This is a genomic window from Bacillus cereus group sp. MYBK227-1, assembly GCF_051916325.1.
GTDB classification, from domain to species: Bacteria; Bacillota; Bacilli; order Bacillales; family Bacillaceae_G; genus Bacillus_A; species Bacillus_A cereus.
Window position 1 is genome coordinate 906,173 of sequence record NZ_JBQAGK010000001.1, and the last position, 15,586, is coordinate 921,758.

Here is a 15,586-nt window from a genome sequence, read left to right on the forward strand (position 1 = left end):
TCATGAAATTACTTTACTTATAAAGAGTCATCTTTTATAATCAAAAGTGGTAATTGATAAAGATTATCATTTTCAATGATTGTAGAAAGGAGTTTTTTAAAAGATGAGTAGTCAACTCCGTTTTGCTGTTGAAAATCGTAAGAGGCATTTAATTGATGAGTTAATTGGAGCAGGTGTGTTTAAGATTCGCGACCGACAATTATACGAGCTGTCTTTAGAGGAATTGGAAAAAGAGTACGAAGATATGGAAGATTATGCAAATATTCAGGCGTAGCTATATAGATTAGTAAAAGGAGAGCTGGTTACGATTTTGTGTAACCAGCTCTCTTTTTATTTCGTAGAAATTATTTTTTGTATTTCTTTCATGGGACGGAGCCAGTTTTGGGTCATTATTTGTTCCATTTGTTTTTCGTCCTGCTTCTGTAATGCTTGAATGATAGAGTGATGTTCTTCAATAGATTGACTTGCTGGAACAAAGTTTTGGAAAAACAAATATTCAAGACGTAAAACGTGAAGTTGCATATTTTCTAGAAAGGGTTCAATATATTGGTTTTTAGCAATAGAAGAAATTGTATTGTGGAATTGTATATCTAATTTTAAAGCTTGTTTTGCGTTTTTTTTCTCTATAGAGTGCTGAAAATGATCATTTATTTCAGAAAGTATTTGAATATCAGCGTCTGTAATGTTTTGAAGAGCTTGCTTTCCTATAATAGAGTGAAGACCAGCCATCGTTTCATAAATGATAGATACGTCGTCTAACTTAATAGGAGCAATTTTCGTTTTTTGCCCTGGTACCATTTCCACTAATCCAGAAAGCTCTAATATTTGAAGTGCTTCCCTTACAGGTGTTCTGCTTACTCCTAGTGCCTCAGCCAATTCCCCATCATTAATTTTTTCATTGGGCTTCAGTACACCTTCAATAATCCAATTTTGTAGTTGATTTAAAACGAGTGATTTTGCTGAAATTCTTCCTGGTTTTTTATAATTTTGAGGGACAGGCATAGTGAATTCAATCCTTTCATTGTATATTTTCCTTTTTTGCATGAACAAGCTTTAATTTTTGTTTCCCTTCATCCGGCTTTTGGCTTAAGATGAGCACCATTACAATGACACAAAAAGCGCCTAATAACTGAAAAGATTGAAATGGCACGTGCAATATAAGTACAGAAGAAATAATAGCTGCGAGTGGTTCTGTGCAACCAAATAATGTTGTTTCTTTCGGAGTCAGGTATCGTATGCTGTCTAAGTATAAATAAAAGGCAATAAGTGTCCCGAAAATGACGACAAATGTGATGAGCGGTAGGGTACTTAGTTTTACATATTTCATAGTTGATAATAAAATGAATTCGTTTGTAGAAATAAAGTGTACAATCGTTACACCAATACCCCCAATAATCATGCCCCATCCAACGATAACGGAGGAAGACCATTTTTCTAACAATTCCTTTGAATATAAACTATAAAAAGCGAGAGATAATCCAGATAAAATACCCCAAATAATAGCTGGTGTAGAAACAGCCAAGTTATGAACAGACCCGTTTGTTAGTAAGAGAAAAGTGCCTACTAATGAAAGGGTAATTGAAATGAAATCAATTTTTGATGGACGAACGTTCCATTTGAAAAGTAAGTATACAGTGATGAATATAGGAGCTAAATATTGTAATAATGTTGCCACGGCAGCATTTCCTTCTTTAATTGAAGCGAAATACGTATACTGTACAGCAAGCATACCGAATAGACCAAACAAAATCATTTTAATAGCATCAGATTTTTGTTTCCAAATGCTAAATATCTCTTTTTTTCTCGTTCCGAATGAGGAAATAATGAGCAAAATAATTCCAGATATAAGTAAACGGATCGTAACTAACCATTCGGTTGAAACATTGTCATATTGAAAAAGTTGTTGTGCAGCTGTACCAGACAAGCCCCATAAACAAGCACCGATTATGACCATTATAATTCCTTTTAATCGATTTGAATCCATATGATCTAAAATTCTCCTTTCTAAAAATACAAATTGAATACAATATGCAATATATCACAGAATGACTCATTAATAAACTGAAATTTCTAATTTGTTTTTTATGTATAGTAAAATATTGTAGAGGAGGGGGAGTATATGTTAGCTGGATTTTTAGTTTGTTTATTTGTAGGGTTACTTATCATTTTTTTAGGGTATCAAATACATGTGAAAAAGAGGTTGTTTTTGTTAGCAGGATATCAAGAAGAAACGTTTGTTGGAGATAAAAATAAATTAGCGAAGCTTTCAGGAGCATTTTCTTATATAGTTGGAGTTGCTACTATAATATTACCGCTTGGCTTAGAAAAAATAGGTAATGTAGTTGGTATCGTATATGCTATATTAATTGTTTTAGGTACAATTGTATTCATAATTAAAGCAAACTTATTAAATAAGAGTACTATAAAGTAAAAAGGCTTCATTCTACTGAAGCCTTTTATTAATTGTTATGAAGTATAAGTAAAAGCCGGGATAGGATCAATAAATGTATTCCAGTTTTGTTGCATTTCTTTTTCTGTTAATAGACAATCATCTAATGATTGTTCAATTAACGAACGGTTCATATCAATTCCAATAAATACGAGTTCGGTTATTCGATCTCCATATTGTTTATCCCAGTTTTTCAATACTTCTGGTTCTTCTGTAATCATTTGATTTCTTTCAGTTTCAGGTAATGCCGCTATCCACTCACCGGCTCCTTGAATTGTAATAGAGGAACCTGCTTGAGATAGAAGCCCTATCATATTATTACGAGATGCCAGCCAGAAGAATCCTTTCGCTCTTACAACATCTAAAGGCCATCTTTCTAGCCAATTCATAAGGCGCTCGGGATGGAAAGGATATTTGCGGCGGTAAACAAAGGAATTGATACCGTATTCTTCCGTTTCTGGTGTATGATGGTCGCTATTTAATTCTTGTATCCAGCCGGCCGATTGACTGGCTTCTTCATAATTAAATAGATTTGTGTTTAAAATTTCTTGTAATGGTACTTTGCTAAACGAAGATTCAAGAACTTTTGCATTAGGATTTAATTTTTTTAGTAAATGATGAAGCTCTATCACATCTTCTTTTTCTAGCAAATCTATCTTATTAAGAATAATTACGTTTGCAAATTCAATTTGATCTATTAATAAATCAATAACTTCTCGGGTATCATTCTCATCGATGGCTTGTTTTCGGTCTAATAAACTTTCTCCATCTGCAAAATCATCCCAAAATCTATTTGCATCTACAACTGTAACCATCGTATCGAGGCGACAATTTTTCGTTAAATCAATGTTAAGAACTTCGTCTGTATAAGTAAACGTTTGAGCAACTGGAATAGGCTCACTTATACCAGAAGATTCAATAATAATATAGTCAATATCACCATTTTTCACAAGACGATTCACTTCTATCATTAAATCTTCTCGTAGTGTACAACAAATACAGCCATTTTGAATCTCTACTAGTTTTTCCTCCGTACGTGAAAAACCACCCTTTTTTATAAGAGATGCATCAATGTTTACTTCGCTCATATCATTAACGATAACAGCTACTTTTAAGTTATTCTTATTAGTCAAAATGTGATGTAGTAAGGTAGTTTTTCCAGATCCTAAAAAACCACTTAATACAGTGATAGGTACTTTTTTCATGAAATGATCTCTCCTTTAAATCGTAATGATTACGTTTTATATTAAACGATAGGGGAAGAAAAATCAATAATAAATCATAATGATTACGATTTAAGAATAGAAATAGACTATAAAATTTGTGCTGTAGTATGAAGCATTTGGACAAGCACATGTTTACATGTAAATAAAATGGAGGCGAGAAGCTTGGTCTTTAATAGAGTTTCAAAAGAATTAGTAGGCATAGCTCTTATCGCTATGTTTCTCTTTTTATTATTTTTTGTAGATTTTACAAGTCTAGTAAATTTGCACAAAAATATACCGCAGGAATGGTTGAATGTGAATACGGTATTTTTAAGTATCATTTTTGAAGCAATACCTTTTATTTTATTAGGGGTAATTGTTTCTTCATGTATTCAAGTGTTTGTGACGGAAGATATGATTCAAAAAGTAATGCCGAAATCTCCAATTGTTGCAATGATTCCAGCAGTATTTGTGGGAGTTCTTTTTCCAATGTGTGAATGTGTCATTATACCAATTGTAAGAAGGCTCATTCAAAAGGGGTTACCACTTCATGTAGGCATTGTTATTTTACTGAGTGCACCCATTATGAATCCAGTCGTTTTTTTATCTACTGTATATGCGTTTCAAAAAAATGATTACGTTGTATATGCACGCTTTGGGATAACAATTCTAGTTGCTCTATTCATAGGTCTAATTGTGTATTATTGCTATCGCGAAAGAAATGTTTTAAAAGACGTAGAGGTTTCAGTTCAAATAAGCAAAAAAAAGAGTTGGAAAGATGTTATGAATCACACTGTAGATGAGTTTTTTGATACTGGTAAGTATTTATTGATTGGTGCTTTTTTAGCAAGTGTATTTCAAACGTTTTTTGATCGGAATGTACTGGATGCAGTAGCACATAACGAAGTAATTGCTCTCATTATTATGATGGGGTTTGGTTATGTTTTATCAATTTGCTCTGCAGCCGATGCTTTTATAGCTGCGTCTTTTGGACATGTTTTCTCGATAAAGGCACTTCTCACATTTCTTGTGTTTGGGCCTATGCTTGATATGAAAAATACGTTAATGCTATTTGCGTATTTTCAAAAGAGATTTGTATTCTTTTTGATGGGAATTGTCATTGTATCTGTGTATACCATCGTGCAAATCATAATGTTATAGGAGGTGAGAAAGAATGGAGAAAGAGGAGCAGAAGGCATATCATCGCTATATTCGTGGCATTATTTTAATTGGTTTAGCAATGCTCTTATTTAAACTACTTGTAACAGGGAATATTTATAATTTTATCGCTCCAAAAATGATCAAATTTACGTATATAGCTTTTGTAGTAATTTTAATTTTTGGTATTGTACAAGTTTGGGGAGATGGAAGAGAAAAACAGCATGATTATAATTGTTGTAAACATCATACAACATCAAAATCAGGGATAAAAAGTTTCTTTGTATATGTTTTATTTGTTGTTCCGATAGTTAGTGCTTTTCTCTTTGGAAGTGTAACAATTGATGGAAGTTTAGCAGGAAAAAGGGGTATGAATCAAAGTGTACAGGCGAGAAGTCTGGAAAGAAACGAAAAAGAGGGGAAACAGGTTAAGTTTGATGAGCGAGAAGTATTAGTTGATTCAGAAGAAACATCAAATTTAGCAACGACTTATAAAACGGAAGAGCAAGTAGTAAAAAGTATGTTAGGACAGCGTAAACTACAAGTAAAGGATAAGGATTATGTTCAAACAATGAATGTAATTGGTCAAAATGTCAATTGGTTTAAAGGGAAAGAAATTACATTCTTAGGGTTTATATATAAGGATAAAGATGTGACGGGTAATAAAGCAGTAGTGGCTCGATATGGTATAACTTGTTGTATTGCGGATGCATCAGTCTGGGGGATGATTGTTACCGGGAAAAATATTGAAAAAATTCCAGAAGAAACATGGGTGAAAATAACAGGATTATTAGATGAAACGACATATAAAGGAACAGTCTTTCCACTTGTAAAAGTAAACAAAATCGAGAAAATTAATAAGCCAACTGACCCATATGTATATGATGCTTTACCTCAATAGAAAAGAATAAATTCTTCATATTTTCATGAAATAGAATCATAATCATGGCAATAAAAAAATAAAGATAAGAGTAATTTGGTTTGTTAAAAATATGTGCAGAAGGAGTTATGCGATGAACTGGGTTACTCATAAACCATCATTTGAATTTGAAACATTTAGTCCTATTATTCGGTCACAATCTGCGTGGAGTGGACATTTAGATTTTGCATATGACTTAGTACGATTTGAAAAACCGGAAACTTTAGTTGAGTTAGGTACACATCTAGGTGCTTCTTTCTTCAGTTTTTGTCAAGGAGTAAAAGATGGAGGGTTATCGACTAAATGCTTTGCAGTAGATACTTGGGCTGGAGATGGGCATACAGGTCCATATGGAGAAGGGGTTTTTCAAATAGTAGAAAAAGTAGTGAGCGATAACTACCTTAATATAGGAAATTTAATTCGATCTACTTTTGATGATGCTGTAGACCGGTTTCAAGATGAAACGATAAATCTTTTGCATATTGATGGCTATCATACGTATGAAGCTGTTTCTCACGATTATAATACATGGCTACCGAAAGTCGCGAAAAACGGTATTGTATTATTTCATGATATTGAAGTTAGAAGTGGTGATTTCGGCGTGTATAAGTTTTGGGATGAGGTAAAAGCGAAGTGCCCTCATTTTCAATTTGCGCATTCATATGGACTGGGAGTGTTATTTCCGAAGGGTTGTAGTGATAAGTTTGAGGAAATACTTAAAAATAAAGAAGAAATACAAAATATGTATAAATAAAGATAGGGCATACATCATTTTAAGGATGTGTGCCCTATTTTTTGCGTAGAAAATAATGGTGTGAATTAAAAAGTTAAGATAGTTGTAAAAAGTTTTGTTGCAGCAAATATTAAAAAAGTTAGTATGGGATTGTTCCTTGTAAATAAAGTGAAGCTTTAATATGTTCATATCGATTCGGAATTTTACAGTAGTTAATTTCTTACCTAAGTGCTTTGCACTTACTGAATTTTAAGGCGGAGGTCTTATTGGCCGAAAATATCGGGATAAATAAAAATACAACATTTTTTATATTTTTCATTGCGAAAAACGTAATCTACTTTTACAATAGAAAGGGTTGTGAATATATTATACTGGAAAAATAAATCGAAATAATATGAAAATTTTGTTTTGTCTTCGCTAATTGTATATTACATACATGTAAGACGACATACGTCATGTTATCGACTTGTAAGGAGAGAAAAAAATGAAAAGTGTAAGATTACCATCGATGCTAGAAATCATAGTTCTTTTATTACTATTTCTTGCTGTTGTCTTTTCCTTCCAAACGATTTTTGATCTCCCAATTCAATTAGCGCTATTTATTTCATGGTTTTTAGTAATTGCGCTTGGATTAAGATTAGGATTTCGTTATCAAGAATTGCAAGATGCAATTACGAAAGGGATTTCTAACGGATTAGAAGCAATACTGATTTTAGTTGCAGTAGGTGCTTTAATTGGAACGTGGATTGCTGGTGGGGTAGTACCAACATTAATCTATTATGGATTAGAATTTATTCACCCTAGCATATTCCTATTAGCAACATTAATTATTTGTTCTATAACTTCTATCGCAACAGGAACGTCTTGGGGAACAGTGGGAACAGCAGGTATTGCTATGATGGCGATTGGTGAAGGACTTGGTTTACCACTTCCGCTTGTTGCTGGTGCAGTTCTTTCAGGAGCTTATTTCGGCGATAAATTATCACCACTTTCTGATAGCACAGTTCTTGCAGCTTCTATGGCGAAAGTAGATGTTATTGCTCACGTTCGAGCTATGCTCGTATTAGATGTTCCGGCTTATATTATTACTAGTATTATGTTTACTGTAGCTGGTTGGATGTATGGCGGCGATAATGTAGATTTGAATCGAGTAGAATTTTTAAAAGAAGCTTTATTAAAGCAATTTGATATTAAAATATGGATGCTTGTTCCGGCGGTCATTGTTATCGTTCTATTAGCGATGAAGAAACCGTCTATGCCAACAATTGCAATGGGAGCTTTAATTGGTGCAATTTGGGCAACTCTTTTCCAAGGGATGAACTTTGGAGAGGCGATTGGAACAGCTTATAACGGATTCTCAATTCAATCTGGTGTTGAGTTTGTTGACAAGTTATTAAACCGTGGTGGAATTAACGGCATGCTTGGCTCAGTAGCCGTTATTATTTTCGGTTTAGGATTTGGTGGATTACTTGAAAAACTAGGTGTTTTAAAAGTAATCGTATCAAAATTTGAGAAGAAATTAAATTCTGCAGGTAATGTAACATTGTCTACATTAATCGTGGCATTCTTAGCTAATATATTTGGTTGTGCGATGTATGTATCACTAATTTTAACACCAAAAATTATGGAAGATAGCTATGATAAATTAAAAATAGACCGTCGTGTATTAGCGCGTAACTCAGAAGTAGGTGGAACGTTAACTTCAGGTATGGTTCCATGGTCTGATAATGGTATTTTTATGGCTGGTATTTTAGGTGTAGCAACGTTCTCATACGTTCCGTTTATGTGGTTAAGCTTCGTATCGTTAATTTTAGCAGTTATTTACGGATATACAGGCAAATTCATCTGGTATGTAGATGATGCAGATAAAGGAAAGCAAGCATCATAAAATAAAAATCACCTTCTACAATATGTAGAAGGTGATTTTTTTATTTTTTAATAGCATTTGCTGAAGTTATTTCATTCTCATATTTAGCAATTTTTTGTTGTATCTTTTTTAAGTTTTTTTCAGTGTCTTGCATGAGCTGTAAGACATTGGTCTCCTGTTGTTTCATTAATGCTAACCTTTGAAGGATGGTAGATTCTCCTTCCATAGACCAGTCGATAAATTGTTTTATTTTTTGAATTGGCATACTGGTGTTTTTTAAACACAAAATCATTTCTAAATATTTCAGTGCTTCTTCATCAAAAACTCGATCTCCTTTTTCGTTTCTTTGCAGAAAAGGAAACAGTCCTTGTTTATCGTAATAACGTATTTGAGAAATAGTTAAATGTTGCATTTTGGCGACTTGCCCAATTGTATAATACATATCATTCATCCTTTTATTACCAAGGTATAATGCCATCTTTGTTAAGTATTTTACCATTATAGTTTGTTTCACTTAATGCATATTTAATAATAATTTTAGCACTTTCAGTGGTTGTATGGCCACCAGGGGAATTTCCATTAAGATCCGTAGTTGTAAAACCAGGAGTTACCCCAAATACTTCTGGACCGTTAGTGGCAAATTCTTTACTAAAAGCTAATGTTAAAGCATTAATAGCTGTTTTGGAAGAATTATATCCTAGTGTATTAATTGGATGTGTTTCACCATTAGCAAACATTGTTAGTGAGGCCATGTCAGTTGTTACATTTATTATTTTACTGTTGCTTGAATTCTTTAATAATGGTAAAAAGGCTTGCATCATTTGGAAAGTTCCAAAAAAATTAACTTCAAATCCTTGGCGTAAAGTTTCAATATTTAATTCACTAGGTAGTGTATTGAAGTCTAGCGCTATGCCTGCGTTATTAATTAATAAATGTAAGTGGTCAGTCATTTCGTAAATTTTCTTTATTGCTTCTTGAATGGATTGTGAATTTGAAATATCTACTTGAATATAGGAAACGTTTGAAACATTTAAAGATTCTACGGCTTGTTGTCCAAGTTGTTCATTACGAGCACCTAAAAATACGTGATAATCTTTTTCTGCTAATTGACGAACAAGTTCATATCCAATTCCTTTATTTGCACCTGTTATAAAAGCATATTTTTTCATATTGAATTCCTCCAGTAGTGTTATAGTAGGTTACAATGGAAAGGATACAGCCTAAACTTAAGTTTAGGTCAAGAGGAATTTTTTAAAATAAATATAGAATATCTATATATAAGAGTGAGAATTCTTATCATTTAAGAGAAAGTCTGTTATTATAAGAGATGTAGGTATTATATTTTCAAGGGGATGAAAACATGGAGTACAGAATTGAAAGAGATACATTAGGAGAAATAAAAGTTCCAGCTGATAAATTATGGGCAGCACAAACACAACGTAGTAAAGAAAACTTTCCAATTGGAACAGAGCAAATGCCACTTGAAATTGTAAAAGCATTTGCAATTTTAAAGAAGAGTGCAGCGCTTAGCAATCAAAAATTAGGAAAGCTATCAGAAGAAAAAGCAGAAGCAATTGTAGAAGCTGCGGATGAAGTGATTGCAGGGAAATGGAATGAACATTTTCCGCTTGTCGTATGGCAAACAGGTAGTGGTACACAGTCAAACATGAATGTGAATGAAGTAATTGCAAATCGTGGGAATCAAATTTTGAAAGAGAAGGGATCTGACGTACATATTCATCCGAATGATGATGTGAACATGTCACAAAGTTCAAATGATACATTTCCAACGGCGCTTCATGTAGCTTGTGTAATCGCAGTAGAAAATCACGTATTACCAGCAATTACGAAATTAAAAGAAACTTTAGCAGAAAAAGTAACTGCATTTGAACATATTATAAAAATTGGTCGTACACATTTACAAGATGCAACGCCGTTAACTTTAGGGCAAGAAATTAGCGGATGGCACCGTATGCTTGAAAAAACAGAGCGTATGATTGCAGAGAGCAATACATATATGAAAGAGTTAGCAATTGGTGGAACTGCGGTTGGAACAGGTATCAATGCTCATCCTAAATTTGGTGAGATGGTATCAGAGGAAATTAGTCAATTTACAGGTAAACAATTTGTTTCTGCACCAAATAAGTTCCATGCATTAACGAGCCATGATGAAGTTGTATATACTCACGGTGCATTAAAAGCATTAGCTGCGGATTTAATGAAAATCGCTAACGATGTACGTTGGCTTGCAAGTGGTCCACGTAGTGGTCTTGGAGAAATTATTATTCCAGCAAATGAACCGGGAAGCTCTATTATGCCAGGGAAAGTAAATCCAACGCAAAGTGAAGCATTAACGATGGTTGTAGCGCAAGTGATGGGGAATGATGCAACAATCGGATTTGCTGCGAGCCAAGGTAACTTTGAGTTAAATGTATTTAAACCTGTTATTGCTTATAACTTCTTACAATCAGCTCACTTATTAGCGGATGCAATTGTTTCGTTTAATGACAATTGTGCAGTTGGTATTGAAGCAGATGAAGAAGTAATTAATGGAAATGTGAATCGTTCACTAATGCTTGTAACAGCGCTAAACCCACATATCGGATATGAAAATGCAGCGAAAATTGCGAAGCATGCTCATAAAGAAGGGTTAACTTTAAAAGAAGCAGCATTGCAATCTGGGCTACTAACAGAAGAGCAATTTGATGAAATTGTAGATCCAAAGAAAATGATTGCTCCAAAAGAGTAATAGAGAAAGCCAAGGTTCTTAGTATAGAATCTTGGCTTTTTTGATGTTCATTTTTATGTTTCATCTACTTGCAATACTACAAGCTTCAAAATATATTATTTGTTAGCAGGCGTATTCATTACTTTCATCTGTGGGCAGTTCTCTTTTAAGAGTGAAATGAATTTTTCTTCTTCTAGTGGTACGAAAGTGGTCACTGAGTCAAATAAATTGTAATGGATTTCTAATTGTTGTCTAGTCCATTTTTTTGAATGAAGTTTTTTACCAGAGTATTTAACGTGACGAATATCTTCAAATGGAATTTCAGTATGAAAAATGAAACCGTGTTTTACAACAAGAGATGATTCCGTTATGTTGTAGTGAGAGAAATAGAATGAAGAAAGATTCACGATATTTAATAGCATCATGAGAGTGAAAAAAATAGAATTTTCATTTTGGAAGAATAACGAAACGAAAAAAATAATTATAAATAATGTAATGAAAATGACGTGGAATGGATTTTTTTTCGCTTTAAATTTCAAGTTAGTCACCTCGGTATACTTGTTCTTTAACTAAATTAAATCATAACATTGTGATAAAACGTGTGAATATGCAGAATTGCATATTCGCGCGTTTTATTATTCATGTAAAATTTCTTGATGGGATAAATTCAAAAGAAGTTTTGTAATAGTGGAGTGGCATAAAGTGACTTACAAGAATAGAAAGATAGCGTTAGTCATAATTAGTTGTATGATCATTATGAGTAGTTGTGCTAATAAATTTGTTGAAGATAGAAATCGAAAGCATACATTTGTACAAGCAAGTAAGGTTTTAGTAGAGACTGTAAATAGAATATATAAAAAGTAAAGGATGTTTTCTTATACGAAAACATCTTTTTTGTAGTTAAAATTGAATACTGAAGTTTTGGAATGAGTGAATACCAGTTCCATATTCACTAATCGCATATGTATTCTGTGCAATTTGTTTAACGGTAAACTAAGGGTCTTAAAGAATATTTATGTTCTATTTCACATCCTATAAAATGAATTTGTATAAACATATTCGCTTTTCGTTGTATTAAACCCTTTTGTTAGATGTTTTTATAAAAGTTTATAAAATGGGCAAACGAAACGTTGAAATGTTTGTTTGTGTTGTGATAAGATGATGAAGTGATAATAAACGATATATTGATTTGTTTGGTTTTAAATAAACATTTTGAAGGAGTGTTTAGTATGAGTGATATTTCAGAGAAGTTTTGGGATGCGTCAATAGAGGAATTAAAGAAAGGGTATGTGTTTGATGAAGAAAAAGAGGAGTACATTTGCTTAGCTTGTGGTGAAACATTTATTAAAGGTGTTATTTATCAAGATAACCAAATTTTGTATGAAGCAGAGAAGTTCGTCCAATTGCATATTCAAAATGAGCATACGTCTATGTTTGATTATTTGTTAAATATGGATAAGAAATTTACTGGTTTAACGGATTTACAAAAGAAAATGGTTCAGTTTTTCCATATGGGACTGAATGATAAAGAAATTGTAAAAGAGATGGATGGCGGAAGTACATCAACAATTCGTAATCATCGATTTACACTGCGAGAGAAAATGAAGCAAGCAAAAGTATTTTTAGCGCTAATGGAATTATCAGAAGAAAAATCAAAAGTACAAACGAAATTTGTGCCAATTCATAGAACAGCAACGATGGTGGATGATCGATACAATATTACGGAAGAAGAAAATGATGAAGTATTAAAAGTTCATTTTACAGAAGGATTAGATGGACCTCTCTCTAAATTTCCGAAGAAACAAAAGCGTAAATTAATTATATTGCGCCATTTAGTGAAGAAGTTTGATAGTAATAAAAAGTATACTGAAAAAGAAGTAAATACAGTGATAGAAAATGTATACCCTGATTTTGTAACTTTAAGAAGATATTTAATCGAATATGGATTTTTAGATCGAACAGCCGATGGAAGTCAATATTGGGTGAAGTTATAATCATACGAAAAGAAAATGAATAGAAGCACAGTATTATAACAACTATACAAAGAGATAGAGATTGAAAATAGATTTTTAATAAAAGGAGAAATGACATTTGAAACCACCTGCAGATAACAATAAAGAAGGTGCGGAGTCACATAAGTTGGAAAGTGAGAGTAAACCGATTTGGAAATCGATGTCGATGTTTTTAGTACCGTTATTATTAAGTAATGTACTACAATCAGTTGGACAATTATTTGGTATGGTAGTAGTAGGAAGATGGCTTGGAGTTAATGATTTAGCGGCTATATCAGCATTCTTCCCATTATTTTTCTTGCTCGTTTCATTTGTAATTGGTATCGGTTCAGGAAGCTCTATTTTAATTGGTCAGGCGTTTGGTGCTAAAAATGAAGATCGTTTAAAAGCTATCGTTGGTACGACGTTGACGTTTACCTTTATTATTGGAGTTGTGTTGGCGATAATAGGCAGTATTTTTGCAATGGATATTATGCGTCTAATGGGAACGCCAGAAAATATTATTGAAATAAGTGTACATTATGCACGGATTTTATTTATATCGATGCCAGTATTATTTTTATATTTCGCATATACAACATTTATGAGAGGTACAGGAGATTCTAAAACGCCATTTTACTTTTTAATTGTAAGTACAGCGCTAAATATGATCTTATTACCGATTCTTATTTTTGGATGGTTAGGAGCTCCGAAATTAGATGTGTATGGAGCGGCCTATGCATCTGTTATATCTACAGTTATTACGTTTATTGTCATGCTTGTGTATTTAAAGAAGAAAAATCACCCATTACAACTAGATGGAACGGTTAGAAAATACCTTCGAATGGATGGGGAGTTATTAAAGCTATTACTAAGGCTCGGTATTCCAGCGAGTATTAATATGATATTAGTTTCATTATCTGAAATTGCCGTAATCGCATTTGTAAATCGTTACGGTTCGGATGCAACAGCTGCTTACGGCGTTGTGAATCAAGTTGCAAGTTATGTACAAATGCCAGCAGTTAGCCTTGGTATTACAGTTTCCATTTTTGCGGCACAATCGATTGGTGCGAATCAATTTGATCGATTACAGAAAGTTGTGAAGGCCGGAATTATTATGAACTACGTCATCGGTGGTGTGTTAATATCTCTTATTTACGTATTCTCAAGAGACATTTTATCACTATTTTTAACGAGTCAAACTACAATTGAAATTGCTCATAGCTTAGTTATGATTACATTATGGAGTTATTTAATTTTCGGTCATGCACAAATTATTAGTGCGACAATGCGAGCGAGCGGTACAGTACTTTGGCCAACTGTTATTGGAGTTGTTTCAATTTGGCTTGTAGAAGTACCCGTAGCATATTATCTTTCTTACCATACAAGTCTTGGAATAGAAGGCATTTGGATCGGGTATCCAGCAGCATTTATTGTCAGCTTAATATTACAGTATGCATATTATAAGCTTTCATGGCAAAAGAAACGAATTACACGATTAGTTAGTTAAATAGAAAAATGTCCCTAAGTTATTAGACTTAGGGACATTTTTTCGTAAGTTCAGGTTTATAAATAGCTTTTTAAAGTTATATCAAAATGTTGTCTAATGAGTGTTTTATCACTCATATAAAACTCCCACGCTCTTTCCGGTTCACCGATAATCTCAAAGGATTCCTCTGTAATATATAAAGCGCAATTATCCTCCAGTGCAATTCCTTCTATATTCCCTTGATGATTTTGTAAAAAGGAATGGAAGGCGTTCATTCTGTTTAATTGATTATAATGTGGACAAAATCTTTTATTAACAATACCCCATCCGTTACTCTCTATATAACCAGAACCTTCATAATCTGATCGGATACTAGACGTGAACCAACACATAGCACCAGCGCTATAACCAGCAATAAGTGTTCCTTGCTGCAGAGCCAATAATAATTTTTCATCGAGTCTATGTTCTTTCCATTGCGTAAGCATGTGAATATAGTTCCCGCCACCTAAATAAATTAAATCGGCTGAATGAATCATCTCGTCTATTTCATACTTTGAAGGTGAATCTGTTGTAGTACGTAAAATTTGTACTTCACAATGTAATTGTTTTTCAAAAGTGTCTAAAAATAATTTTATATAGCTTTCATCATCATGACTAGCCGTTGGAATAAACAATATTTTTGGGTACTGTTTATTTGTTAATTCTATAAGGCGTTCATTAATAGGCAAGTGATTTGAATCTTGTAAATCACCGCCACCAATGACAGCTAATTTCATAGTAAAGCACCACCTAATTATTTTTGTTATATAAAAATTCGATAGAAGAGAGTTACATTCCTTCCGTAATGTAATCAATAATTAGAAAATGTAGCTTAAGTATATCGGAATAGTAAAGAAACTACTGACTATATATACCAATGCATTAGAAACCATACATTGATATATAATATTTCATACTAATGTTTCAAAATATGGAAAAAATATGTTTAAATAGATATAATGACGCATTGATTCATATTGAATTTATACTTATATTTTAAAAGGGTAT

General features: G+C 32.9%; 16 protein-coding genes. 9 read left to right on the forward strand and 7 right to left on the reverse strand.

The genetic code is table 11. The annotated features are described in order from the left end of the window. The first annotated feature begins 103 nt into the window (after nt 1-103). Nucleotides 104-274 carry a Fur-regulated basic protein FbpA gene (fbpA, locus tag ACTFRM_RS04940; protein ID WP_000098302.1) on the forward strand — a complete coding sequence of 57 codons (171 nt, stop codon included), beginning with the start codon at nt 104-106 and terminating at the stop codon, nt 272-274. A 56-nt stretch (nt 275-330) separates the two neighbouring features. Here the strand turns inward: fbpA and ACTFRM_RS04945 are convergent, their stop codons facing one another. After that, the gene (locus ACTFRM_RS04945; protein ID WP_002040907.1) at nt 331-1,002 is read right to left on the reverse strand and encodes a GntR family transcriptional regulator; all 672 of its coding nucleotides are present in this window, start codon (nt 1,000-1,002) and stop codon (nt 331-333) included. A 16-nt stretch (nt 1,003-1,018) separates the two neighbouring features. After that, nucleotides 1,019-1,984, reverse strand: a complete 966-nt coding sequence (locus ACTFRM_RS04950) for a DMT family transporter (protein ID WP_000378086.1) — start codon at nt 1,982-1,984, stop codon at nt 1,019-1,021. Between the two features lie 135 nt (nt 1,985-2,119). Between ACTFRM_RS04950 and ACTFRM_RS04955 the strand changes: the two genes are divergently transcribed. Continuing rightward, a complete protein-coding gene (locus tag ACTFRM_RS04955; protein WP_000879376.1) occupies nt 2,120-2,431 on the forward strand; it encodes a DUF3784 domain-containing protein in 312 nt (103 codons plus the stop codon). A 35-nt stretch (nt 2,432-2,466) separates the two neighbouring features. On the opposite strand, the gene ACTFRM_RS04960 is transcribed toward ACTFRM_RS04955, so the two are convergent. After that, on the reverse strand, nt 2,467-3,654 hold the full coding sequence (locus ACTFRM_RS04960; RefSeq protein WP_000757684.1) for a GTP-binding protein: 1,188 nt from the start codon (nt 3,652-3,654) through the stop codon (nt 2,467-2,469). A 168-nt stretch (nt 3,655-3,822) separates the two neighbouring features. On the opposite strand from ACTFRM_RS04960, the gene ACTFRM_RS04965 reads away from it, so the two are divergent. The 4 genes from ACTFRM_RS04965 (at nt 3,823) to nhaC (ending at nt 8,352) form a co-directional block, all read left to right on the forward strand. Next, complete coding sequence (locus tag ACTFRM_RS04965) at nt 3,823-4,815, forward strand: permease (RefSeq protein WP_198285721.1); 993 nt, start codon at nt 3,823-3,825, stop codon at nt 4,813-4,815. A 13-nt stretch (nt 4,816-4,828) separates the two neighbouring features. Next, nucleotides 4,829-5,713 carry a TIGR03943 family putative permease subunit gene (locus ACTFRM_RS04970; RefSeq protein ID WP_000409938.1) on the forward strand — a complete coding sequence of 295 codons (885 nt, stop codon included), beginning with the start codon at nt 4,829-4,831 and terminating at the stop codon, nt 5,711-5,713. Nucleotides 5,714-5,825: 112 nt separating this feature from the next. Further along, the gene (locus tag ACTFRM_RS04975; protein ID WP_001104669.1) at nt 5,826-6,485 is read left to right on the forward strand and encodes a class I SAM-dependent methyltransferase; all 660 of its coding nucleotides are present in this window, start codon (nt 5,826-5,828) and stop codon (nt 6,483-6,485) included. A gap of 463 nt (nt 6,486-6,948) precedes the next feature. After that, nucleotides 6,949-8,352, forward strand: coding sequence for a Na+/H+ antiporter NhaC (nhaC, locus tag ACTFRM_RS04980; RefSeq protein WP_000843992.1), 1,404 nt, complete (start codon nt 6,949-6,951; stop codon nt 8,350-8,352). Nucleotides 8,353-8,392: 40 nt separating this feature from the next. Here the strand turns inward: nhaC and ACTFRM_RS04985 are convergent, their stop codons facing one another. Both ACTFRM_RS04985 and ACTFRM_RS04990 read right to left on the reverse strand, forming a co-directional pair. After that, on the reverse strand, nt 8,393-8,773 hold the full coding sequence (locus ACTFRM_RS04985) for a MerR family transcriptional regulator (protein ID WP_000291863.1): 381 nt from the start codon (nt 8,771-8,773) through the stop codon (nt 8,393-8,395). A 16-nt stretch (nt 8,774-8,789) separates the two neighbouring features. Then, entirely contained in the window at nt 8,790-9,500 is a 711-nt protein-coding gene (locus ACTFRM_RS04990) for an SDR family NAD(P)-dependent oxidoreductase (RefSeq protein WP_000759544.1), read from the reverse strand. 191 nt (nt 9,501-9,691) lie between these two features. Between ACTFRM_RS04990 and fumC the strand changes: the two genes are divergently transcribed. After that, nucleotides 9,692-11,080: a class II fumarate hydratase gene (fumC, locus tag ACTFRM_RS04995; RefSeq protein ID WP_000456609.1), complete on the forward strand. Its 1,389-nt coding sequence runs from the start codon at nt 9,692-9,694 to the stop codon at nt 11,078-11,080. 95 nt (nt 11,081-11,175) lie between these two features. Here fumC and ACTFRM_RS05000 read toward each other — a convergent pair whose 3' ends face one another. Further along, the gene (locus ACTFRM_RS05000; RefSeq protein WP_000669069.1) at nt 11,176-11,598 is read right to left on the reverse strand and encodes a PH domain-containing protein; all 423 of its coding nucleotides are present in this window, start codon (nt 11,596-11,598) and stop codon (nt 11,176-11,178) included. A gap of 690 nt (nt 11,599-12,288) precedes the next feature. Here ACTFRM_RS05000 and ACTFRM_RS05005 point away from each other — a divergent pair. Continuing rightward, nucleotides 12,289-13,053, forward strand: a complete 765-nt coding sequence (locus tag ACTFRM_RS05005) for a DUF2087 domain-containing protein (protein WP_001280272.1) — start codon at nt 12,289-12,291, stop codon at nt 13,051-13,053. Nucleotides 13,054-13,150: 97 nt separating this feature from the next. Continuing rightward, nucleotides 13,151-14,560 carry an MATE family efflux transporter gene (locus ACTFRM_RS05010; RefSeq protein ID WP_000804124.1) on the forward strand — a complete coding sequence of 470 codons (1,410 nt, stop codon included), beginning with the start codon at nt 13,151-13,153 and terminating at the stop codon, nt 14,558-14,560. A gap of 56 nt (nt 14,561-14,616) precedes the next feature. Here ACTFRM_RS05010 and ACTFRM_RS05015 read toward each other — a convergent pair whose 3' ends face one another. Next, nucleotides 14,617-15,315: a peptidase E gene (locus tag ACTFRM_RS05015; protein WP_000762118.1), complete on the reverse strand. Its 699-nt coding sequence runs from the start codon at nt 15,313-15,315 to the stop codon at nt 14,617-14,619. Nucleotides 15,316-15,586 lie beyond the last annotated feature (271 nt).